Source organism: Arthrobacter sp. efr-133-TYG-120 (genome assembly GCF_030209785.1).
GTDB lineage: Bacteria > Actinomycetota > Actinomycetes > Actinomycetales > Micrococcaceae > Arthrobacter.
In genome coordinates this window covers 172,564-194,346 of record NZ_JARVRI010000002.1, presented here as the reverse complement: position 1 = coordinate 194,346, position 21,783 = coordinate 172,564, and the positions used below count along the sequence as shown (strand labels likewise).

At 64.6% G+C, this 21,783-nt stretch carries 20 protein-coding genes and 1 tRNA gene; 10 read left to right on the top strand and 11 right to left on the bottom strand.

All coding sequences use genetic code 11. The features are described 5' to 3' along the window. Nucleotides 1–234 precede the first annotated feature (234 nt). The 5 genes from QRN51_RS02165 (at nt 235) to QRN51_RS02145 (ending at nt 5,741) form a co-directional block, all read left to right on the top strand. Nucleotides 235–1,716 (top strand): hemolysin family protein, encoded by a 1,482-nt coding sequence (locus QRN51_RS02165; RefSeq protein ID WP_284988435.1) that lies wholly within the window; start codon nt 235–237, stop codon nt 1,714–1,716. Next, a complete protein-coding gene (locus QRN51_RS02160; RefSeq protein WP_059387599.1) occupies nt 1,713–2,783 on the top strand; it encodes a hemolysin family protein in 1,071 nt (356 codons plus the stop codon). The genes QRN51_RS02165 and QRN51_RS02160 overlap by 4 nt, the downstream gene beginning before the upstream one ends. A gap of 124 nt (nt 2,784–2,907) precedes the next feature. Continuing rightward, complete coding sequence (locus QRN51_RS02155; RefSeq protein ID WP_284988434.1) at nt 2,908–3,870, top strand: metal ABC transporter solute-binding protein, Zn/Mn family; 963 nt, start codon at nt 2,908–2,910, stop codon at nt 3,868–3,870. 119 nt (nt 3,871–3,989) lie between these two features. Then, entirely contained in the window at nt 3,990–4,823 is an 834-nt protein-coding gene (locus tag QRN51_RS02150) for a metal ABC transporter ATP-binding protein (protein ID WP_502870839.1), read from the top strand. Further along, nucleotides 4,824–5,741 (top strand): metal ABC transporter permease, encoded by a 918-nt coding sequence (locus QRN51_RS02145; RefSeq protein ID WP_059387600.1) that lies wholly within the window; start codon nt 4,824–4,826, stop codon nt 5,739–5,741. Here QRN51_RS02145 and QRN51_RS02140 read toward each other — a convergent pair. Continuing rightward, complete coding sequence (locus QRN51_RS02140) at nt 5,738–6,220, bottom strand: Fur family transcriptional regulator (RefSeq protein WP_284988432.1); 483 nt, start codon at nt 6,218–6,220, stop codon at nt 5,738–5,740. The genes QRN51_RS02145 and QRN51_RS02140 overlap by 4 nt on opposite strands. Nucleotides 6,221–6,328: 108 nt before the next feature. Here QRN51_RS02140 and QRN51_RS02135 point away from each other — a divergent pair, with 108 nt between their 5' ends. Next, complete coding sequence (locus QRN51_RS02135) at nt 6,329–6,985, top strand: MBL fold metallo-hydrolase (RefSeq protein ID WP_284988431.1); 657 nt, start codon at nt 6,329–6,331, stop codon at nt 6,983–6,985. A 15-nt stretch (nt 6,986–7,000) separates the two neighbouring features. On the opposite strand, the gene cds1 is transcribed toward QRN51_RS02135, so the two are convergent. After that, a complete protein-coding gene (gene cds1, locus QRN51_RS02130) occupies nt 7,001–8,089 on the bottom strand; it encodes an L-cysteine desulfhydrase Cds1 (protein ID WP_284988430.1) in 1,089 nt (362 codons plus the stop codon). A 115-nt stretch (nt 8,090–8,204) separates the two neighbouring features. Here cds1 and QRN51_RS02125 point away from each other — a divergent pair, with 115 nt between their 5' ends. From QRN51_RS02125 to QRN51_RS02115, 3 genes are all read left to right on the top strand, one after another. Continuing rightward, a complete protein-coding gene (locus QRN51_RS02125; protein ID WP_284988429.1) occupies nt 8,205–9,059 on the top strand; it encodes a sulfurtransferase in 855 nt (284 codons plus the stop codon). A 78-nt stretch (nt 9,060–9,137) separates the two neighbouring features. Then, nucleotides 9,138–10,319 (top strand): NAD(P)-dependent alcohol dehydrogenase, encoded by a 1,182-nt coding sequence (locus QRN51_RS02120; protein ID WP_284988428.1) that lies wholly within the window; start codon nt 9,138–9,140, stop codon nt 10,317–10,319. Then, entirely contained in the window at nt 10,316–10,744 is a 429-nt protein-coding gene (locus tag QRN51_RS02115; protein ID WP_284988427.1) for an HIT family protein, read from the top strand. Before QRN51_RS02120 ends, QRN51_RS02115 begins: the two co-directional genes overlap by 4 nt. A 252-nt stretch (nt 10,745–10,996) precedes the next feature. Here QRN51_RS02115 and hrpA read toward each other — a convergent pair whose 3' ends face one another. The 3 genes from hrpA to QRN51_RS02100 are packed head-to-tail and all read right to left on the bottom strand — an operon-like array spanning nt 10,997 to nt 16,223. Next, nucleotides 10,997–14,998: an ATP-dependent RNA helicase HrpA gene (hrpA, locus tag QRN51_RS02110; RefSeq protein WP_284988426.1), complete on the bottom strand. Its 4,002-nt coding sequence runs from the start codon at nt 14,996–14,998 to the stop codon at nt 10,997–10,999. Between the two features lie 13 nt (nt 14,999–15,011). Then, nucleotides 15,012–15,998: a helix-turn-helix transcriptional regulator gene (locus QRN51_RS02105; protein ID WP_284988425.1), complete on the bottom strand. Its 987-nt coding sequence runs from the start codon at nt 15,996–15,998 to the stop codon at nt 15,012–15,014. A gap of 60 nt (nt 15,999–16,058) precedes the next feature. After that, on the bottom strand, nt 16,059–16,223 hold the full coding sequence (locus QRN51_RS02100) for a hypothetical protein (protein ID WP_172465477.1): 165 nt from the start codon (nt 16,221–16,223) through the stop codon (nt 16,059–16,061). 81 nt (nt 16,224–16,304) lie between these two features. Between QRN51_RS02100 and QRN51_RS02095 the strand changes: the two genes are divergently transcribed. Next, complete coding sequence (locus tag QRN51_RS02095) at nt 16,305–17,273, top strand: GlxA family transcriptional regulator (RefSeq protein WP_284988424.1); 969 nt, start codon at nt 16,305–16,307, stop codon at nt 17,271–17,273. On the opposite strand, the gene QRN51_RS02090 is transcribed toward QRN51_RS02095, so the two are convergent. From QRN51_RS02090 to QRN51_RS02065, 6 genes are all read right to left on the bottom strand, one after another. Further along, nucleotides 17,270–17,593 (bottom strand): protealysin inhibitor emfourin, encoded by a 324-nt coding sequence (locus QRN51_RS02090; RefSeq protein WP_284988423.1) that lies wholly within the window; start codon nt 17,591–17,593, stop codon nt 17,270–17,272. The two genes, QRN51_RS02095 and QRN51_RS02090, sit on opposite strands and share 4 nt — an antisense overlap. A gap of 33 nt (nt 17,594–17,626) precedes the next feature. Continuing rightward, nucleotides 17,627–18,643, bottom strand: coding sequence for a M4 family metallopeptidase (locus QRN51_RS02085; RefSeq protein ID WP_284988488.1), 1,017 nt, complete (start codon nt 18,641–18,643; stop codon nt 17,627–17,629). Nucleotides 18,644–18,759: 116 nt separating this feature from the next. Beyond that, a complete protein-coding gene (locus QRN51_RS02080) occupies nt 18,760–18,930 on the bottom strand; it encodes a hypothetical protein (RefSeq protein ID WP_172465479.1) in 171 nt (56 codons plus the stop codon). Between the two features lie 300 nt (nt 18,931–19,230). Further along, nucleotides 19,231–19,303, bottom strand: a tRNA-Arg gene (locus tag QRN51_RS02075). Nucleotides 19,304–19,390: 87 nt separating this feature from the next. Continuing rightward, nucleotides 19,391–20,911, bottom strand: coding sequence for an FAD-dependent oxidoreductase (locus QRN51_RS02070; RefSeq protein WP_284988422.1), 1,521 nt, complete (start codon nt 20,909–20,911; stop codon nt 19,391–19,393). Beyond that, complete coding sequence (locus QRN51_RS02065; protein ID WP_284988421.1) at nt 20,908–21,780, bottom strand: FAD:protein FMN transferase; 873 nt, start codon at nt 21,778–21,780, stop codon at nt 20,908–20,910. The genes QRN51_RS02070 and QRN51_RS02065 overlap by 4 nt, the downstream gene beginning before the upstream one ends. Nucleotides 21,781–21,783 lie beyond the last annotated feature (3 nt).

The following is a 21,783-nucleotide window of genomic DNA, read 5'->3' as shown; positions in this document are numbered from 1 at the left end:
CAGTAATTCTAGGTGCCGGCCTGGGAGCTGCAGGGGAAGCCGTTCGGCAATCTCCGCGCAACGCACCCGCCGAGCCGGCAATACCCGTACACATGCCCATCGCACTCCGGATCTCCTGGCCGGCCGGTCGGCGGATCGCTCATCCGCTGCGTCCGACCAACCCCCGCCGGGCCAACCAGCCTTTAGCCCTCCTGGTGCCCTGCTCCTGCCCTCCGCACGATCCGGCGGCCTCTAATGGAGTGGCTTTTCCTTCTCGCCGGCGTGCTCCTGATTCTGGGCACCGGCTTCTTCGTAGCCGTCGAGTTCTCACTCGTGGCACTCGACCAGTCAACGGTCCAAAGAGCGGTCGACGGCGGCGACCACGCCGCCGAGGCGTTGCTCAAATGCCTCAGATCCCTTTCCACCCAGCTCTCGAGCTGCCAATTGGGGATCACCCTCACCACCTTGCTGACCGGCTTCGTCATGGAGCCATCGGTCGGCTCCCTCTTGCACGGACCGCTTCTTTGGGCCGGGCTGCCTGAGGCTGCTGCCCAGTCCTTGTCGCTCATCCTGGCCATGGCCTTCGCTACCGGCTTGTCGATGCTGATCGGCGAACTCGTTCCCAAGAACATGGCCCTGGCCTTGGCATTTCCGCTCGGCCGGGCGCTGGCCCGCCCGCAACTGATGTTCACGGCCGTGTTCAAGCCCGCAATCATTGTGCTCAATGGCTTCTCGAACAAGGTGCTCAACCTTGTGGGACTCGAGGCCAAGGAGGAGATCTCTGGCGCGCGCTCGCCTTCTGAACTGGCCTCCCTGGTGCGCCGTTCGGCAGAGCTGGGAACCCTCGACGCCGGGACGGCCAACTTTGTTGCCCGGACCCTGAATTTCTCGGCGCGTACGGCGGCCGACGTCATGACCCCGCGCATCCGCATGGAAACCATCGACGCCGACCAGCCCGTGTCGGACATCATCGAAGCGGCCCGGCGGACCGGGTATTCGCGCTTCCCGGTCATCGGCGAATCGGCCGATGACATCCGGGGCGTGGTGCACATCAAGAAAGCCGTGTCAGTCCCGTCGGAACGCAGGAGCCGGCTGGAGGCCGGAGCCATCATGTCCGAAGTCCTGAGCGTTCCCGAGACCATCCATCTTGACGCCCTGCTTTTGGAACTCCGGGAGGGCAACCTGCAACTCGCCGTCGTGCTTGACGAGTACGGCGGAACTGCGGGGATCGCCACCCTTGAGGACCTGGTGGAGGAAATCGTCGGCGAGGTGGCGGATGAGCACGACAGGGTCCGGCCCGGATTGCTGCAGAGCGCCTCGGGGGATTGGTATTTTCCCGGATTATTGCGTCCGGACGAGGTCAGTGAACAGATCCCGGGCCTCACGGTTCCCGACGACCCCGCCTACGAAACCGTGGGTGGCTACGTCATGAGCCAACTTGGCCGGATCGCGATGGTCGGCGACGTCGTCGAGGCCGGCGGCGGCACGCTGGCCGTCACCCGGATGGACGGCCGCCGGATCGACCGCATATGTTTCCACCCCACGGCGCCCGACACTGACGGTGACGCCGACGACGGTGACGGCACCGGCGAAATTGGCACAGCGGAAAGCGATTCGAACGGATGGCAAAGCAGGAAGCAGGCCAGCAAGCGGTTGAGCAAGGGGTCCGGCGGTTCTGCAGGCGATGCGGTTGGCAACCCCGTGGCCAAAACCAGCCGTAAAGGACGTGCCGCATGAGCGACTGGGCAGGAATCCTGTGGCTCGTGGTGCTGTTGATCGGCAACGCCTTCTTTGTCGGCGCCGAGTTTGCCGTAATGTCTGCGCGCCGCAGCCAGATCGAGCCTTTGGCCCAACGCGGGTCAAAGCGCGCGCAGACCACCCTGTATGCGATGGAACACGTCTCGCTGATGCTGGCGTGTGCCCAGCTTGGCATCACGGTGTGTTCCTTGCTGATTCTCCTCGTGGCGGAGCCTGCCATCCACCATTTGCTGGGGGCGCCGCTGGAGTCCGTCGGCGTCCCGGTTGAATTGGCGGACGTCATCGCGTTTGCGGTTGCCTTGCTCGCGGTTACCTTCCTGCATGTCACCTTTGGCGAGATGGTCCCCAAGAACATCTCTGTTTCGGTCGCAGACAAGGCGGCTTTGCTTCTGGCGCCGCCGTTGGTCCACGTGGCCCGCTTCGTGAAGCCCGTCATCTGGACGCTGAACTGGCTGGCCAACCGCATCCTTCGCTTGATGAAGATCGAGCCCAAGGACGAGGTGACCTCCTCCTTTACCCTCGAGGAAGTGCAGTCCATCGTGCAGGAATCGACCCGTCACGGGCTGGTGGACGACGACGCCGGCCTGCTGAGCGGCGCTTTGGAGTTTTCCGAGCACACCGCTGCGCACATCATGGTGCCGCTGGACAAACTCGTCACGCTCAAGCCTGGCTCGACGCCGCGGCAACTCGAGAAAGCGGTCAGCCGCACCGGTTTCTCACGCTTCCCCGTGTTGGACGACGACGGTGAGCTGACCGGTTACCTTCACATCAAGGATGTGCTTTCCATTCCCGAGGAAGGGCGCCGCTATCCGATCGCGGAAAGCCGGATCCGGTCCCTCGTGAACCTCGCACCGGAGGACGAGATTGAAGATGCGATGGCCGTGATGCAGCGGACCGGCTCGCACCTGGGTCGCGTGGTGGGGACGGGCGGTGCGACTCTGGGGGTGTTGTTCCTGGAAGACGTCATCGAACAGCTTGTGGGCGAGATCCGCGACGCCACCCAGGCCAGGGGAATCCGACGGCTGGGCGGAACGGAATCAGCGTAACCTCCTGCTGGCCTCCAACGGGGCCGGCAGGAGCCGCCCAAAATTCTAAATAGGAATCATTCCCATTTGCGGGTACACTCATGGAGTCCCCTGTTGTGCTTGATTCGGTAGATCCGAGGTTTCCGTGCGTCGTGCCGCCGCCCGCCTTTCCCTTGCCGCCCGCCTTTCGCTTGCCGCTTCCGCGGGCCTGGCAGTCCTGCTTTCCGCATGCGCGGCACCCGCCGCGACGGCGCCGTCGTCGTCCTCCGGGGTGATCGACGTGGTGGCCTCCACAAGCGTGTACGGCGACATCGCCAAGAGCGTCGGCGGTGACAAAGTGTCAGTCACCTCCATCATCAGCAAGACCAGCCAGGATCCGCACTCCTACGAGGCAAGCACCCAGGACAAGCTGGCCGTCTCCAAGGCCCAATTGGTGATCGACAACGGCGCGGGCTACGACGACTTCTTCAGCAAGCTGGCCGATGACAGCAAGGTCGCTGCGGACAAGACCCTTACCGCCGTCAACGTCTCCGGGCTCCTTCCCGCGGCCACGGCCGGCACATCTCCCTCAGCGGTGCCGGAAGGGTTCAACGAGCACGTCTGGTACAACTTCGACGCGATGGCGAAAGTGGCCGATGCTATCGCTGCGAAGCTCGGAAGCCTGAACCCCGCCGATGCCAAGACCTTTACCGCCAATGCCAACAAGTTCAAGTCCTCGCTGACCGGACTCAGCGCCAAAGTCGCAGCGATCAAGGCTTCCAAGGGTTCCGCTCCGGTAGCGGTTACAGAGCCCGTACCGGGGTACTTGCTTGAGGCTGCGGGCTTGGAGAACAAGACGCCCGAGGAATTCAGCCACGCCATTGAGGTCGGCTCGGACGTTCCGCCGGCAGCGGTCAAGGAAACGAGCGATCTGATTGCCTCGAAGTCGGTTCGCTTCCTCGCGTACAACGAGCAGACCGCCAGTGCTGAGACGGAAAAGCTGAAGGCCGCGGCAACTGCTGCCGGCGTCCCGGTGATCGGTTTTACGGAGACACTTCCCGAGGGCAAGGACTTCGTTGCCTGGATGACGGACAATGTGGGCAACGTTGCTGCTGCCCTGAACAAGTAAAGGCCTATGCAGATACGAACAGACGGGCCCCGCAATCGTCCTAAGATATACAGGGCGGCTGCGGGGCCCTCCCTGTTCATCCAAGTGCAGGCCGGCAGCGACATCTCTTCGCTAACCCCATGGATCGAGGATTCTTTTTGACACCGGTAGTGAGCCTTCGCGGCGCGGGCCTCCAGTTTGGCCAACGGGCCCTCTGGAAGGACCTCGACGTGGACATCCAGGCGGGTGAGTTCTTCGCTGTGCTCGGACCCAACGGCAGCGGCAAAACCAGTTTCCTCAAAGTCCTCCTCGGTTTGCAGCAGCTTCACTCGGGGACGGTGACCGTGGCCGGACAGGCCGTGGAACGTGGCAGCCGGAAAATCGGCTATATCCCGCAGCAGAAGTCCTTTGCTCCGGATACGCCCTTGCGCGCCAGGGACCTCGTGGCCCTCGGCGTCGACGGCCACCGTTGGGGCCTGCGGATCAAGGCCAAGGCCGTCAATGAGCGCGTCGACGCCCTCCTGGACTTGGTGGGGGCGAGTGACTACGCCCGCGTACCGCTTGGCCAATTGTCCGGTGGCGAGCAACAGAGGCTCCGGGTTGCACAAGCCCTTGCCGCGGAGCCTGAACTCCTGCTCTGCGACGAACCGCTGCTGTCCTTGGACCTGCACCACCAGCAGGCCGTAAGTGCCCTCATCAACCAGCAATGCCACGAGCGGAACAGCGCCGTGGTGTTTGTGACGCACGAGATCAACCCGGTCATCGACTACGTAGACCGCGTCCTCTACCTTGCCGGCGGCAGGTTCCGCGTGGGAACACCGGAAGAGGTCATGACCACCGAGGTCCTGTCCGAGCTGTACAACAGCCGCGTTGAGGTCATCCGCGCGAACAGCAGGATCGTCGTCGTCGGCCTTCCGGACGCGACGACGCACTACCACGATGACGCCCACGCCGGTGTGGAGGAAGGCCACTAAATGGATCTCGGAAGCATCCTGCACACCATCTTCAACTTTGAAAACTATGGCGAACTGCTGGCCCTGGTCCAGAATTCCATCTGGGCCGGTGCGGTCCTTGGCCTGCTCGGCGGGCTCATAGGCACTTTTGTCATGAAGCGGGACCTCGCCTTCGCGGTGCACGGCATTTCGGAGTTGTCCTTCGCCGGTGCCTCCTTTGCCCTGCTTATCGGGGCGGACATCATTTTCGGTTCGCTCGCGGGATCCGTTGCGGCTGCGCTGCTTCTTGGACTCATGGGCGTGCGGGCGCGGGACAAGAACTCGATCATTGGCGTCATCATGCCGTTCGGGCTAGGCCTGGGCATCTTGTTCCTGGCCCTCTACCAAGGCCGGGCGGCCAACAAGTTCGGGCTACTGACCGGCCAGATCGTCTCAGTGGACACTGTCCAGCTCCAGGTCCTGGCAGGCACGGCCGTGGTGGTCATGCTCGCGCTGGCCGCGATATGGCGCCCGCTCAGCTTCGCCAGTGTGGATCCTGAGATGGCGGAAGCCAGGGGAGTGCCTGTCCGCGGCCTGGCAATTGCCTTCATGGTGTTGCTCGGCGTCAGCGTTGCCTTGTCCATCCAGATAGTCGGCGCGCTTCTGGTGCTGGCCCTCCTGATCACGCCCGCGGCTGCTGCCCTGCGGGTCACCACGTCGCCGCGGCTCGTGGTCTTGTTGAGCGTGGTCTTTGCAATCACAGCGACTGTGGGCGGCATCCTCCTGGCGCTCGGCAGCAGGATTCCCATCAGCCCCTATGTCACCACGTTGTCGTTCCTGATCTATGTGGTGTGCCGGGTCATCGGCAACGTGCGCGCCAAACGCGGGAACAACGGCCGGATCGTCCGTCCCCACGCTGCCATGGGCCAGGCAGTGGAAGACCAGGCGGTAGCCGGCTAGAGCAGGCCCGCGGCCTTCTTGGCAGTGCACTCAGGGCAGAGTCCGAAAATCTCCACCGTGTGCGCCACTTCGGTGTAGCCGTTCTCGGCAGCCACCCGGGCTGCCCACGTCTCTACCGCCGGAGCTTCCACTTCGACGGCCTTGCCGCAATTGCGGCACAGCAAATGGTGGTGGTGGCCTGTGACCGCGCAGCGGCGGTAGACGGCTTCGCCATCGGCATTTCTCAGGACATCGATCAGGCCGTCGTCGGCAAGTGACTGCAGGATGCGGTAGGCCGTGGCCAGGGACACCGAGACGCCCTGGTTCTGGAGCAGCCGGTACAGTTCCTGGGTGCTCACGAAATCGTCGAGTTCGTCCAGGGCGGCGCTGACGGCCAGGCGTTGCTTGGTGACGCGCTGCTCTTTGACGGCGGGATCCTTGGCATCCGGAAGCGACCGGGCTGTGGGCCCGGACGTGGCGGCATGGGCGCCCTGTGACATTCGTGGACTCATTTCGATGTGGTTGTTCGCAAGTACCAACGTTACCAGCAGGCCACGCTCGGACGCCGGTTCGTGGACACCATTGGAGGCCCGTCCTAGGCTGGCTCCATGAAGCTCACCAAGTTCACCCACGCTTGTGTCCGCCTGCAAAAGGACAGTCAGGTCCTTGTGATCGACCCCGGGACTTTTTCCGAGTCCGAGGAAGCGCTCGCAGGCGCCCACGCGGTGTTGATCACCCATGAGCACGCCGACCACGTGGACGTGGACGCCGTCGTCGGAGCCCTCAAGGGAAACCCAGGGCTGCAGGTGCACGCACCCTCCGGTGTCGCGTCCCGACTTGCCGAGAAGGCGGGCGACGACGGCGAGCGTGTACACGCCGTCGAACCCGGCACCTCTTTTGAAGCCGGTGGTTTCGCGATCCGTTCCTTCGGAGGGCAGCATGCCCTCATCCACCCGCAGATTCCGGTGGTGGCCAACATCGGCTACCTCGTGGACGAAAATGTCTTCCACCCCGGGGACTCATTCGTCGTCCCCGATGGCATCGACGTGCAAACCCTGCTGGTGCCCATCCACGCGCCGTGGTCAAAGGTGGGCGAAGTGGTTGACTTCGTGATCGCGGTCCGCGCACCCCAGGCCTACCCGGTCCACGATGGCCTGCTCAACGAACTCGGACGCGGTTTGGTGGAAGGCCACGTAACCCGGATCGGCGCGAAGTACGGTACCCGCTATGCGAGGTTGTCGCCGCTCGAGTCCGTGGAGGTCTAGCTCAGTCTGCGCCGCCTACATGCTGCCTGGCCACGTACCCGTCTCGAAGAAGTCGGCCAGTACGGCCTCGTATGGGGCGGGATCCAGGCCGCGCTCAGCGAGCCAGTCCGGGTTGTAGTAGCTGCCCGCGTAGCGATCACCGGCGTCGCACATGAGTGACACGATGCTGCCGCGCTTTCCCTGGGCCACCATCTCGGCAATCAGTTGGCAAACACCCCACAGGTTGGTTCCCGTGGAGGGCCCGGCGTGCAGCCCGGCCAGCCTGCGCAGGTGCCGCATGGCGGCCACAGAAGCGGCATCGGGGACCTGGATCATGGTGTCGATGACGGCCGGGACGAAGCTGGGTTCCATGCGCGGCCGTCCGATGCCTTCGATCCTGGATGGCATTCCCGTCGAGTAGTCCGAGACGCCGTCGCGCCAGCCGGGGTAGAACGCGGAATTTTCAGGATCGACCACGGCCAGCCGCGTTGAGTGGCAGTGGTACCGCAGGTACCGGCCGATCGTGGCGCTGGTGCCGCCGGTGCCGGCGCCCACCACGATCCACTCGGGCACCGGATGTTCTTCGAGGGCGAGTTGCTCGAAAATCGATTCCGCAATGTTGTTGTTGCCGCGCCAGTCGGTGGCGCGCTCAGCAAAGGTGAATTGGTCCATGTAGTAACCGCCGGACGTCCGGGCAACCTCCTCGGCCATTGCGTAGACCTCAGAGGCGTGATCCACGAGGAGGCAGGCGCCGCCGAACTCTTCGATGAGGGCGATCTTTTCCGGGCTGGTGGTCCGGGTCATCACGGCGATGAACGGAAGCCCGATCAGCCTGGCGAAGTATGCCTCGGACACGGCGGTACTCCCGCTGGAAGCCTCCACGATGGTGGTCCCTTCCGTGATCCATCCATTGACCAGGCCGTAGAGGAAGAGCGAGCGGGCCAAGCGATGCTTGAGGCTACCCGAACGGTGCGTGGACTCGTCCTTGAGGTAGAGCTGGACACCCCAGTGTTCGGGGAGCGGCACTGCGTAGAGGTGCGTATCCGCCGAGCGGTTGTTCTCGGCTTCGATTCGTCGGATTGCCTCGCTGGCCCATGCCCGGTCCTGGTTGCGTTGAGTGCTCACCGATCCAGCCTACCGGCGGAGGCTGCCGCCCAAGGATAGGCTGGTAGCCGGTCGGCAGCTGCACGGCGGCAGCGTCGCAATCGTTTGGTAGGCACAGCAAAACAAAGGAGATTTGATGGCCACGATCATTGACGCAGCCGCACTCAAGGACCGCATGGATGCGGGCAAGCGGACTGTGTTGCTCGACGTCCGGTGGGTGTTGGGCGATCCGCACGGCCATTCGCACTTCCGCCAAGCTCACATTCCTGGCGCGGTCTATGTGGACCTCCATCACGAACTCGCCGATCCCACGGCCGAGGGCCAGGGGAGGCATCCGTTGCCGTCCACCGCTGCTTTGCAGCGGAGCGCCCGTGCCTGGGGAATCAACGACGGCGATACCGTGGTTGCCTACGACGACAGCGGCAGCACTGCCGCGGCACGGTTGTGGTGGCTGCTGCGGGATGCCGGTTTCCATTCCGTCTTCCTGCTCGACGGTGGACTGGGTGCCTGGCGCGCCGCAGGCCACCCGCTGGCGCAGGACGAGCAACCGCCGGTTCCGGGCGACGTCGTGCTTGGACACGGCCACATGGATGCCATCAGCATGGAGGACGCGGCTGACTGGCACAGGCGTGGAATCCTTCTCGATGCCCGGGCGGGGGAGCGCTACCGGGGCGAAATCGAACCCATTGATCCCCGCGCGGGACACATTCCCGGCGCGCTGAGCGCCCCCACCAGCGGAAACCTCGGACCGGACGGCACGTTCCTCCGCGCAGCGCAGCTCCGCAATAGATTTGCTGCCCTGGGCATCGACGAAGGCAGCAAGGTAGCGGTTTACTGCGGCTCCGGGGTGACGGCAGCCCACGAAATCGCCGCCCTCGAAATCGCCGGATTCAGGGCAGCCCTCTTCCCGGGCTCCTTTTCGCAATGGTCCTCGCTCGACGCCAACCCGGTTGTCACCGGTGCAGCGCCGCTAGGCACTCCGGGCCCATGAGTCATGGGTCCGGTGACGCCGGAGGGGTACGGCAGCGCGGAGTGGCAAAAAATCCGCCCGCAGGGGTAGCGTCGAGGCATGACTCCCGGACGCCCCGTTCCTCCGCCCCTTGGCAAGCCGCTCGTCGTGAGTGACGAGACCGCGGAGGCCAGCCCCGCTGCACCCGTGGCCGCGAAAGGCATGCCGACCCTGGCGGCCGCATACGGCGCCACTTCCGCGGAAAGCGGTCTTGTCCCGCTGACAGTGGCCCGCCGCGTTCCCAAGGAAGACGACGTCGAGATCGAGATCGACTTCTGCGGTCTTTGCCACTCCGATGTCCACGCGACGCGGGGCGAATGGGGTGCCCAGAGCTATCCGCTCGTCCCAGGCCACGAAATCGTGGGCCGGGTCCGTCGGGTGGGCTCCGCCGTCGACGACTTCGTGCCCGGAGACCTGGTGGGCGTCGGTTGCTTGGTGGACTCCTGCCGCGAGTGCGATAGCTGCCTCGAAGGCTTGGAGCAGTATTGCGAACGCGGAAACGTCGGCACCTATGGGGTGAAGGATTCCTGGAACGGCGGCGCCATCACCCAAGGCGGTTACTCCACTTCCGTGGTGGTTGACCGCCGCTTCGTGTTGCGCGTTCCCGAGGGCCTTGACCCGGCCGCGGCGGCGCCCTTGCTGTGCGCGGGCATCACCACCTACTCGCCGCTTCGCTACTTCGACGTCGAGGAGGGGGACGTTGTGGGCGTCGTCGGACTTGGCGGACTCGGCCACATGGCGGTCAAGATCGCGAAGGCCATGGGGGCGCACGTGGTGGTCTTCACCACCTCGGATGCCAAAGTCGAGGCAGCAATAGAGCTCGGTGCGGACGACGTGGTCCTCTCGAAGGACCCCGAAGCCATGGAAGGCGCCGACCGCACTATCGACGTCATTATCGACACCGTCGCGGCGCCCCATGACCTGAACCCGTACTTCCGGACCTTGCGGCTGAACGGCGCCCTCTTCCAGTTGGGGCTGCCTCCCACCGACATGCCTCCGGTCAGTCCTGGCGCGCTGATCCGGCGGCGGCTCTCCTATGCAGGCTCGTTGATCGGCGGCATTGCCGAGACCCAGGAAATGCTGGATTTCTGCGCTGAGCACGGCGTCGTCAGCGAAGTCGAAGTGGTCACCGCCCGGCAACTCAATGAAGCCTACGACCGCATGGTTGCCGGCGACGTCAAATACCGTTTCGTCCTCGATACCAAGACCCTTCAGCCCCCTTCGGAAAAGGCAGACGTATGAGCACCCTCTTCACCAAGATCATCAACGGCGAGATTCCCGGACGTTTTGTCTGGAAGGACGACGACGTGGTGGCTTTCCTGACCATCGCCCCGCTGACCGATGGCCACACCCTCGTGGTGCCGCGCGAAGAGGTGGACCGCTGGACCGACGTCCCTCCCGAGCTCCTCAACAAAGTCATGTCGGTCGCGCAGACAATCGGCAAGGCACAAGTGGAGGCGTTTGGCGCACCACGGGCGGGACTGTCCGTGGTGGGCTTCGAAGTGGAGCACTTCCACGTGCACGTCTTCCCGGCAACGTCCCTGGCCGATTTCGACTTCGGAACCGTGGAGCACAACCCGGACCCTGCCCGGCTCGACGCGAATGCGGCAAAACTCCGCGCCGGGCTCGTCGCCGCCGGACACGCCGAGTACGTTCCCGCAGATTGAGGCTGGCGCCCGGCTACGCGGGGGCCAGCGCCCTGGCGGCTCGGCGACCCCGTTCCGGGGCTACGCTCGCTCACCTTTGGTGGTGCTTTTCCCAACGCTCGCTCACCTTTGGCAGTGTTTTCTCAAACGCTCGCTCACCTTTGGCAGGAATGGCGTATATAGGTGAGCGGGCGTCCTGGGATTTGGCCGTATAGGTGAGCGGGCGTCCTGGGATTTGGCCATATAGGTGAGCGGGCGTTGGTACCGCCCCGGCTACGCGGGGGCCAGCGCCTGGTTGAGAACCGCGCGGATGCGCTTTTCCGAGACCGAGTAGGCCGTGCCGAGTTCGACGGCGAAGAGGCTCACGCGCAGCTCCTCGATCATCCAGCGCACCCGTGTTAATTCAGCTCCTGCCCGTCGGCCCGGCAGCAGCGCGGAGACAGCGTCGTCGTAGTCGTCCTCCAACGCCTGAACAACGGACATGTTCAGCCCGTCACGCTGGACATTGTTCGGGAGCTTTTCGAGGCGCTTCTCGATTGCGGCCAAATACCGCGGCAGCTGGCTCAGTTGGGCGTAGCCCGTCCGTGCCACAAAACCGGGGAACACGAGTTGCTCCAGTTGGCTCTTCATGTCGTTGAGCGCGCTGATCAAGGCGAGGCTCGTGCTGCCCTTGAGTTGCTTCTCGATCCGCCGTGTGCTGCCCAAGATGCGTTCGACGACGGCGGTCACCGTGAAGACGGTGTCGATCACTTCCGCACGGACCAGCTCGTACAGGGCGTCGAATGCCTCCTTGTCCCACGGAAGTTCGGCCGGAGTCAGCTTGTCGATGGCCGCGAGGACGCAGTCGGCAATCAAGGCACTTACCGAACCATGGGGATTCTGGCTGAACGTCAACTTCTCCGTGTTGTTCAAGTGTTCCAGGACGTAGCGGTCCGGGGCGGGAACCCGCAGCGCGAGCAGCCGGATAACGCCGCCGCGCATTGCCGGCTCCTGCTCCGCCCGGGTCTGGAACACCCGCAACGCAACGGATGTGCCCTCATCCACGAGAGCGGGAAAACCCGTGACATCGTGCCCCTTTACTGTGCGCGTCACTTGGCGCTCGATAGCTCCGAAAGTCCACGCGGTGAGCCCGGTTTGCTCTGAGAGGAAACCGGCGGCCTGCGGGGTCGAGCCGCCGCTGCCGTTTCCACTGGGGGATCCGGCACCGCCGGCATGTGCAGCGCCCTTCGGACCGTTGGTGCGCGCCGTCGTCGCGGGTGTTGCGCCGAGGGATTCGGCGATGGCACGGCGGGTAGCCGGAGCCAGCTGCTCCTGGAGAGCGGCCAGGTCCTTGCCTTCGTCGAGCACCTTGCCGCGGCTGTCCACTACCTTGAAGCTGACGCGCAGGTGCGCCGGAACGGCGTCCCAATTCCACGATCCCGGAGGAACGATGTGTCCCCGGATACGGCGCAACACCAGCTCAAGTGAGGCCTCAAGATCGTCCGAGGCAGGATCGAAGTCGGTTTCCAAAGCCGCAGCCGCTTGCCGGGCAACATCCGGGGCAGGCACGAAGTTCTTGCGGATGTGTTTGGGCAGCGACTTGATCAAGGCGGCGACGAGCTCCACCCGCTGGCCCGGTATCTGCCAGCGGAAAGGGGCGTCGTCGAGCTGATTAAGGAACAGCACGGGGACCTCGGCTGTGACACCATCCGACGGATTGGGCGGCGAGCCGGGAGCCACTGGATGGAACTCGTAGCTCAGGGGCAGCTCAAAGCCCTTATGCAGCCAGGTTTTCGGGTAGGCGGAATCATCCAGGGCTTCCGCGTCCTCGCTGATGAGCAGCGATTGGTCGAAGTCCAGCAACGTGGGGTCCTGCTGGCGGGCTTCCTTCCACCATTTGTCGAAGTGGCGTTCAGAGACCACGTCCTTGCCGATTCTGGCGTCGTAGAACTCGAAGAGCGTGTGGTCGTCCACGAGGATGTCCCGGCGGCGCATCCGCGTCTCGAGCTCCTCGATTTCGTGGAGCAAGGCGCGGTTGCGGTGGAAGAACTTGTGGTGGGTTTTCCAGTCGCCTTCGACGAGGGCATGCCGGATGAAGAGTTCGCGGCAGAGCTCGGGGTCGATCCTGCCGTAGTTGATGCGGCGGTTCGGGATGATGGGAACTCCGTAGAGCATCACCTTCTCGTGGGCCATAACCGAGCCCGTCCGGGTGGACCAGTGGGGTTCGCTGTAGGAGCGCTTTACGAGATCCGGTGCAACCTGCTCCGCCCACAAGGGATCGAACTTCGCCGCGACCCGGGCCCAGAGCCGGCTTGTTTCAACCAATTCCGCGGCCATAACGAAGGCGGGCGACTTCTTGAACAACGCCGAGCCCGGGAAGATGGCGAAACGGCTGCCGCGTGCTCCGGCGTATTCGCGCTTGCGTTCATCCAGCATGCCGATGTGGCTCAGCAGTCCGGAGAGCAAGCTGATGTGGATTCCCTCGTTGTTGCCTACGGGGTCGGCCTCGCGCTTGTTGTCGATGGTGATGCCCAGCGGCTTGGCGAGCTGGCGCAATTGCTGGAAGAGGTCCTGCCATTCGCGGACGCGCAGGTAGTTGATGAACTCGTTCCTGCACAGCCGGCGGAACTGCGTGGAGGAGAGCTCCTGCTGCTTTTCCTGGATGTAGTTCCACAGGTTCAGGAATCCGGTGAAGTCCGAGTTCTCATCCCTGAAGCGTGCGTGCTTCTCGGCGGCAAGCTGCTGCTTGTCCGTCGGACGCTCGCGCGGATCCTGGATCGTCAAGGCCGCCGCCAGGATCATGACTTCCTTGACGCAGCCGCGCTTTCCGGCCTCGACAATCATCCTGCCGAGCCGGGGGTCCACCGGGAGCTGGGCCAACTTCTGCCCGACGGCGGTCAGGCCGCCGCGGTTGTCGGTGCCGCCCCCGCGCGCGCTGCGGCCGTCGACGGGTGGGGGAGCGCCGCCGTCGCCCGTGCGGGCCGCGCTCAAGGCGCCGAGTTCGCGCAACAGCGTGACGCCGTCGTTGATGGCCCGGGAGTCCGGCGGCTCAACGAAGGGGAAGTTCTCCACGTCCTTGGGGCCGCGGGCAACGCCCATGGCAGTCATCTGCAGGATGACCGCGGCAAGGTTGGTCCTCAGGATCTCCGGATCAGTGAACGGGGGGCGTGACTCGAAGTCCTCCTCGGAATAGAGCCGGATGGCGATACCCTCGGACACGCGCCCGCAACGGCCGGAACGCTGGCTTGCCGATGCCTGCGACACGCGTTCAATCGGCAGCCGTTGCACCTTGGTGCGGTGCGAGTAGCGCGAGATGCGGGCCGTGCCGGTGTCGACGACGTATTTGATGCCGGGAACGGTCAAGGACGTTTCCGCGACGTTGGTAGCGAGGATGATCCGCCGCTTGCCGCCCGGGTTGAAGACCCTGTGCTGCTCCTGCAGGCTCAAGCGGGCGAACAACGGCAGCACCTCGGTGCCCGCCAGCCTGCGGTTGGCCTGGATCCGGCCGTTCAACGCCTCGGCGGCGTCGCGGATCTCGCGCTCGCCGGAGAAGAACACCAGGATGTCTCCGGGAGCCTCAAGCGCGAGCTCGTCGACGGCGTCGCACACGGCATCGAGTGGGTCGCGGTCTTCCTCGAGCTCGTCGTCGGACGCGTCCTCATCCTCGCCGGATGCACCGCCGGCCGGTTGGGACAGCGGCCGGTAGCGGATTTCCACCGGGTAGGTCCGGCCCGAGACCTCGATGATCGGCGCGGGTTCTTCCTCGCTGCCGAAATGCTTCGCGAAACGCTCGGGGTCGATGGTCGCCGAGGTGATGATGACCTTCAGGTCCGGCCTTTGCGGCAGGATCCGCTTGAGGTAGCCCAGGATGAAGTCGATGTTGAGGCTGCGCTCGTGTGCCTCGTCGATGATGATGGCGCTGTACTTACGTAGCAGCTTGTCCCGCTGGATCTCAGCCAGCAGGATGCCGTCGGTCATCAGCTTGATTTTGGTGGCCTTGCTGACTTCGCCGGTGAAACGGACCTGGAAGCCCACTTCCTGCCCGATCTCGACGCCCATCTCGAAGGCGATGCGTTCTGCGACGGTGCGCGCGGCAAGACGGCGCGGCTGGGTGTGGCCGATCACGCCCTTGTCGCCGAGGCCGAGTTCCAGGCACATTTTGGGGATCTGCGTGGTCTTGCCGGAACCGGTCTCGCCGGCGATGATGGTCACCTGGTTTGCGGCGATGGCCGCCATCAAGTCCTCGCGGCGCTCGGAGACGGGCAGCTCTGCGGGGTAGGAAATATGAAGTGTCATGGCTGCTGACAGTCTACTGTGGCGGCGCCTCGGCACGCAGTGCGCGCTTTCCCGCGGCCTTTTCCAATCGCCCGGCCATGGTGCGGGCGTACTCCTTGAATTCTTCAGGAGAGATGATCTCAAAGTCCATGTCCAGCGCCGCGAGGTGCGCCGCGGGCTGTGCCAAGCTGTCCCAGCCGGCGCGGAGCAGGGTTGCGTTCCCGCCGTCGTCGCTCAGGCTAGCGAGCTGCGGGCCGACGACGGCGGCCACGTCGCCGATGGGGGCGTGGAGGCGCACGACGACGTCGTAACGGTAAGGCGAGCGGGTCACGGAGCGCTGGACGTAGTCCGCGAGGTCCTCGGCAGGCAGGGGGCGCGGCACATACTTTTTCCGTTCGGCCGGAAGCGTGGCGATGCGATCGGCACGGAACGTGCGCCAGTCTTCCCGGTCCACATCCCATGCGACCAGGTACCAGCGCCGCCCGGTGTCGACGAGCCGGTATGGCTCCACCAAACGCCGGCCAGCGTCACCGTCTGCCTTGACATAGTCGAAACTGAGTTGTCGCTTGTCCGCGATCGCCGCGGAGACCACAGTGAGCTGCTGGGGGTCAACCGACGCCGCGTTGCTGGGCAGTGTGGTGACCGCGGCCTTGAGCATCGCGAACTTCGGGCGGAGACGTGAGGGAAGCACCTGCTCGAGCTTGGCAAGGGCGCGGACCGATGCTTCGCCGATACCGGCCACGGGACCCGCCGCCACCGAGTTCAGTCCCAAGGCGACGGCGAGAGCTTCATTGTCGTCAAGGAGCAACGGCGGGAGCTGGGCCCCGGCGCCCAGTTGGTAGCCGCCGGCTATCCCAGGCGAGGCGTGGATGGGATAGCCGAGGTTCCGGAGCTTGTCGATATCGCGGCGGACGGTGCGCTCCGTGACACCCATCCGCTTGGCCAATGCCGGGCCGGTCCATTCACGCCGGACCTGCAGCAAGGACAGCAATTGCAGGAGCCTTGCGGACGTTTGGATCATGGCACTGAATCTAGCCCACCATGCGGACAAAAGTCGTCCGTGTTGAGGGGCAGGCTGTCCTTAGAACGCGCGCAGTGTCCAGCACGAGTTGTCAGGCAGGTCCCTCGCCGTCCAGGGCTCGGAACGGTCGGGAAGGCGGCCGCGGCCGTCCCGAAGGACCGCTGAGATGGAAGCGGCGGCAGTGATGATGAGGATGATGAAGAGCAAGACTCCGATGAATTCCATGACTCCATCGTGTTCCTCATGCACCCCAAGAAACAGTGGCAGAAATGACCCATTTAGGCAATTTTCTGCCACACTGGATCTATGTTGAAAACGGTGGCAATCATTGTTGTTCCCAACTTCTCGATCTTCGAATTCGGGACCGCCTGCGAGGTCTTTGGCATTGACCGAGCGGACCGGGGGAGTGGCGTTCCCGGCTTTGACTTCAGGGTCTGCACCCCCGTACCGGGAGACGTGAAGATGAAGTCCGGCCTGTCGATGCATGTCGGACTGGGCCTGGAAGCCACGGCCGATGCCGACCTGGTCATCATGGCCCCGTACGGACGGGACGAGGACGTCCCGGAGCCTGTATTGGATGCGCTACGGGCGGCCCACGCGCGCGGGGCTTGGGTCATGTCGATCTGCTCCGGGGCGTACGCGCTTGCCCGTGCGGGCCTCCTTGACGGGCGCCGCTGCACCACGCACTGGCACTATTCACAGGACCTCGCCAGCAGATACCCGCAGATTCATGTGGACGAAAATGTGCTTTACGTCCAGGACGGAACGATCATCACAAGTGCCGGCACGGCCGCCGGCATTGACGCCTGCCTCCATCTTGTCCGCGTCGAGCTTGGCGCAAACGTTGCTGCCGCCATCGCCCGCGACATGGTGGTTCCGCCGCACCGCGACGGCGGCCAGGCCCAGTTCATCGACCGGCCCATGCCCACGTGCGGCTCCGCGCCCATGGAGGCATTGCTGCGCTGGATGGTGGAAAACCTCGAGCATGACCACAGCGTCAACGAACTGGCTTCCCGGCTGCACATGTCCGCCCGGACCTTCGCCCGCCGGTTCCGGGCCGAAACAGGTGCCACACCGGCGGCGTGGCTCAATTCGCAACGGGTGCTCCGGGCACAGGAGCTCCTGGAAAGCACGGAGTTGAACATCGACGAAATTGCGCGCGAAGCAGGATTCGGACATTCCGTGCTGCTGCGGCACCACTTCGCCAAGGTCCTGGCCACGAGCCCGCAGTCTTACCGGAGGGCTTTCCGCGGGCAGTTGGCGGAAGTTGGCTAGCGGCGGAGGGTCTCGTGGCCTTCTACCTTGGCGTTCTCCACGAGGGTGTGCCATGGCCCGGTGACCTCGGTCTCCGGGAGCGTGGCACGGTGTTGTCCGGCGCGGATTGAATACATGAACCGGTCGGCTTGCCCGGCAGCTTTCCCGGGTGCCCGCGCGGGCGCCTGTGCGCTGGCGCGACCGCGGGACGGCACTTGGTCCCAAGGGCAGGCCTCCACGATCGGCATCCAGCGCTGCTTATCTTCGGAGGTGGCGGCATCCACGGTCCAGACGCGTGTGATCGCGGCGACGCCACCGCTGCGCTGGACGGTGATTTTCATGTTCTGCGGCTTCCACTGCTCCGAAGGGTGCTGCTAGAGCTTTACCTTCACAGTTTCCCACGCCGTACGGACGGCGTCATGCTCGTGTGAGCCGGCGCCGAAGAGCTCCTCTGCCGAGGCCACTGTGGCCTTGGCGAAGCGTCCGAAGGTGCACGTGGCGGGCAATACGCCGCTGGTCAGCGTGTTGTACCAGATCTGCCCCGGAGCCTCCCACGCCTTGCCACCCAGCTCCAGGGCAAGAAGGGAGAACGCCCGGTTGGGGATGCCTGAATTGATGTGGACACCGCCGTTGTCCGCGGTGGTGCGGACGTACTTGTCCATGGAGTCCGGCTGCGGATCCTTGCCCAGAACGTCGTCGTCATACGCGGTGCCGGGTGCCCTCATGGAACGGAGCGCGGTGCCTTGGACGGCGTCGGTGAACAAGCCCTCGCCGATCAGCCAACTGGCCTCCGCAGCCGATTGCTTTTTGGCGTATTGCTCCACCAGGGCCCCGAAAACATCCGACATGGACTCGTTGAGGGCTCCGGCCTGGTTCCGGTAGGCGAGGGCTGCCGTGTATTGGGTGACGCCGTGGGCAAGCTCGTGCCCTATGACGCTGAGCGACTTCGTGAACCTCTGGAAGATTTCGCCGTCGCCGTCGCCGAAGACCATTTGGCTGCCGTTCCAGAAAGCATTGTCATACAGCTCGCCATAGTGGACAGTGGCATCAAGTTTCAGCCCGGCGCCGTCGATCGAATTACGGCTGAACGCACCTGCATACAGCGCGTGGGTTTCGCCCAGTCCGTCGTAGGCTTCATCGGCGGCGGGGTCGCCCGTTGCCGGACCTTTTTCCTTGCGGACGAGCTTGCCGGGCAGGGCTTCGGTGGAACCAGCGTCGTAGATGGTCCGCTTGGGCGGGCCGGGCTTCGCCTGCCGTGCCGTCGGCACGGGGGCCGGCACGGGAAGCGCGCGGACCGCCTGGAGGTTCTTGATGTGGAGCAGGGATTCCTTGGCCGCCCGTGCGATCACCCGCAGGCGGGGCTCGTGCTGTGCCGCCAGCCTTCGCAGCATGTAGGGAGGAATGATGGAACAGATCACGGCGAACCCTTTCGTACCTGTTGGACGGGTACGAACAGCTTAGGAGTGGCTACTGACTTTTTAGCCGGGCCGGTGCGGCATGTCCGGGATCACGACGACTCGGAGGCCTCCTGCAAGCACACCGGCAACAGTTCCTCCTCATATTCGGGGCCCTTCAGGATCCGTTGCAGCTTGCCGAGGTCCACGATGCCATTGCCCCAGGCCAGTTCGATTTCGTAGAGGGCTTGCTTGTTGCGGCGGGCGGCTTCACATTCAGGCATCGGTGTCCTCGGGTTGTGGGGAAAGGATGGTTGCGAGATGTGCTGCTGGGAGCCGCGACAGCTTCTTGGCGAGAACCGGGGCAATGGACTCGAGCTCGGGGAACGCTGCTGCGGGCTCCTGTTGAGGTGTCTGCCCTGGTCTTTTTGTTGTCTGCACAAGAACGTTGTGCTGGCAGGCGGCCAATCGTGACGCAGTTTTCCACTTTTTGTTGCCCGACTGGCAAGCGGCGAGGCTCCACGGCAAACGGTGAGGCAAAGAAAAACCCCGCCGGTTCCTTGAACTGGCGGGGTTTTCTGTTGTGCCCTCGATAGGATTCGAACCTACGGCCTTCTGCTCCGGAGGCAGACGCTCTATCCCCTGAGCTACGAGGGCATCCGGGGCTCCCGTCCGTTGCCGGAGGGACGTCCACGAGCTTAGCAGGTCACCGCGCCGCAATGGAAAACGGGCGGGGGCGAGCCGTCAGTAGCCCGCGAAAGCGTCCACATGGATGCGTCCGGCTCCGGCATGGCGGGCGGCGGAGCGAAGGGTGTCCACGTTTGCCGGGGACCCGGAGACGTACACGTCCCGCTCGGCCACATCGGGGATGAGCTCCCGCAGGGAGTCGCCGTCGATGCGGCTCCGCCCGGCGTCGTGCATGAACGACGGCGGCGGGGAACCGTCCGAAAGGCGGGCGATGACCCGCGCGCCCGAGGCCTCCAGGACATCTCTCCCGGCAAGTTCTGCGGCGCTGGGGGCGAGATACAGCACGACGATGTCCCGTCGCGCGGAGCTGCCGGACGCCAGCTGGGAAAGGAAAGGCGCAATCCCGATTCCCGCCGCGATGAGCAGCACGGGTTTGCCGGCGTCGGGCGGCAGGACAAAGTCGCCGCCCACCGCGGTTCCGCTGACGCACTCTCCAGGCTCAAGCGCGAGCAACGCACGCTTGGCGGCGGAGACTGGTTCCGCCGTGCCGACGCCGAATGTCATCTCGGGCGAGTCGGGCGAGCTGGTGATGCTGAAGACCCGTCGCCGCCCTTTACCGTCCGAGCGCGAGTGCGGAAGGTTGAGTTCCATGAACTGCCCCGGGAGGAAACGGACGGGCCGTCGTGGCTCAAAGCGGAACTCGGTGGTGAAGGGCGTCAGGGGGCGCGAACCCTTGAACGTCAGCATGATCCCGCCCCGCTGCCCCACGAGGAATGCGAGGAAGTTTCCGATCAGCAGAGCGAGTTCCGGCGAATTGGCCACGCCCGCCACGTTGTACGGCACAGCAAAAAACAAGGCCACGACGGCGGCCAGTACCATTTGCTGCCATCGGCGGGGAGGCAGGGTGAGGGGCTCGGTGAGCATGAAACCGACGAAAAAGAGCAGTGGCTGCTGCGCGATCGGTTGCCACAAAGCGGGTCCGAAGGACATGCCGCCGCGCAGGAGCACGGCGCACACCACCGACAGCGCCACCGCGAAGAAAGTGCAGGCCATGAGCACCTTCAGCGTCCGGTACAGCACCAACAGCACGCCGGGAACCAGGAGCCACAACATGGCCGGGGTTGCCGCCCACCACGTGGCGATGTTCAAACCGGTGAGCCCGGCGATGAAGGCGCCCGCCGCTGCGGGATTGAATATATGCCGGCCTCGGAACGCCAAGACGTATTTGGATGCCGAGGCCAAGACGCATGCCACGGCGACTCCGGCCAGGTCGAGGACCTGGACCGAAGGAATCAGCTCGGTGGGCCAGAACAGGAAGTACAACAAGAGGCCCGTGATGAGCGAGGACTCCGAGTGCGGCTGGACCTTGAAGAGCATGGCCATGAGCCGGTTGGATGCATACGTCAGGCCCAGGCACAGCACAAGATGGACAACCATTTCAGGCAGCCCGAAGCTCAACCAGCCCAGGGCGTTCAACACCATGCTGTACGCCGCGAGAACGGCAAGGACCCAAAGAATCAGCCGGTACATCGTGAAATGGCCGAGCCAGGCATCCACCCGCGCTTTGATGGCAATCATGAGAACAGTGTCCCTTCGAAGCCGGCCGAATAGGCGGCGTGTCCGTCTGAATAGACCATGAGCCAGGAAAACTCGAATTCTCGCTCAAGTACTTTCGGATCCACCATGAAGAGCGCCGTGGCCAGCGCATCGGCTTCCATTGCGGTGGTAGCCATGGTCCACGTGGCCACCACGGTCTCTATCGGGAACCCGGTGGCGCCGTCGAGGACATGGTGCAGCCCGTCGCCCCACGCGCGGCGGTTGGCGGCTGAAGCGCACAGCGCCCCGTCATGGAGTCCGACGACGCCGATCGCCTGGGTGGGGTCGTAGGGGTGTTCGAGGCCCACGCCCAACGGCTCCGCCCCGGAATGGAGCATGTCGCCGCTGGCATCGACCAGGAACTCCGTGGTTCCCGCTCCACGCAGGACCGAGGCCAGAAGGTCCACCAATTGGCCCTTCCCGGCAGCACCGATGTCCAAAACCACAGGGACGGAAGCGGAAATCTCCGTGCCGTTCCATACGAGGGCGTCTTCCCAGCGCGGTGCCGGCACCGGATGGCCGAGGGGCCGCAAGGCATAGTCCGCCCCGTAGCCCAGGTGCTCGAGGCTGCCGCCGATGAGCGGCGTCATGGTGCCGTCGCTGAGGCGGTACAGCTTTTTGAAAAGCCGTTCCAGCTCGCCTGCCCCGGCAGGGAGGGTCACGGTGCCGGGTTCACGGGCGAGCGGCGCAACCAGGGAGTCGTCCCGGAAGCGCGAGTAGCTTCGGTCGTAGTCCTCCACGACGCCGAGCAAGCCGGCGCGCACCTCCTCGGGGAGTTGCTCCGGCGTCGAGATTTCCCACGTGGTTCCGATCCCGTCGAAGCTGAAAACGCTCCAGCCCGTGTGCGTCATGCG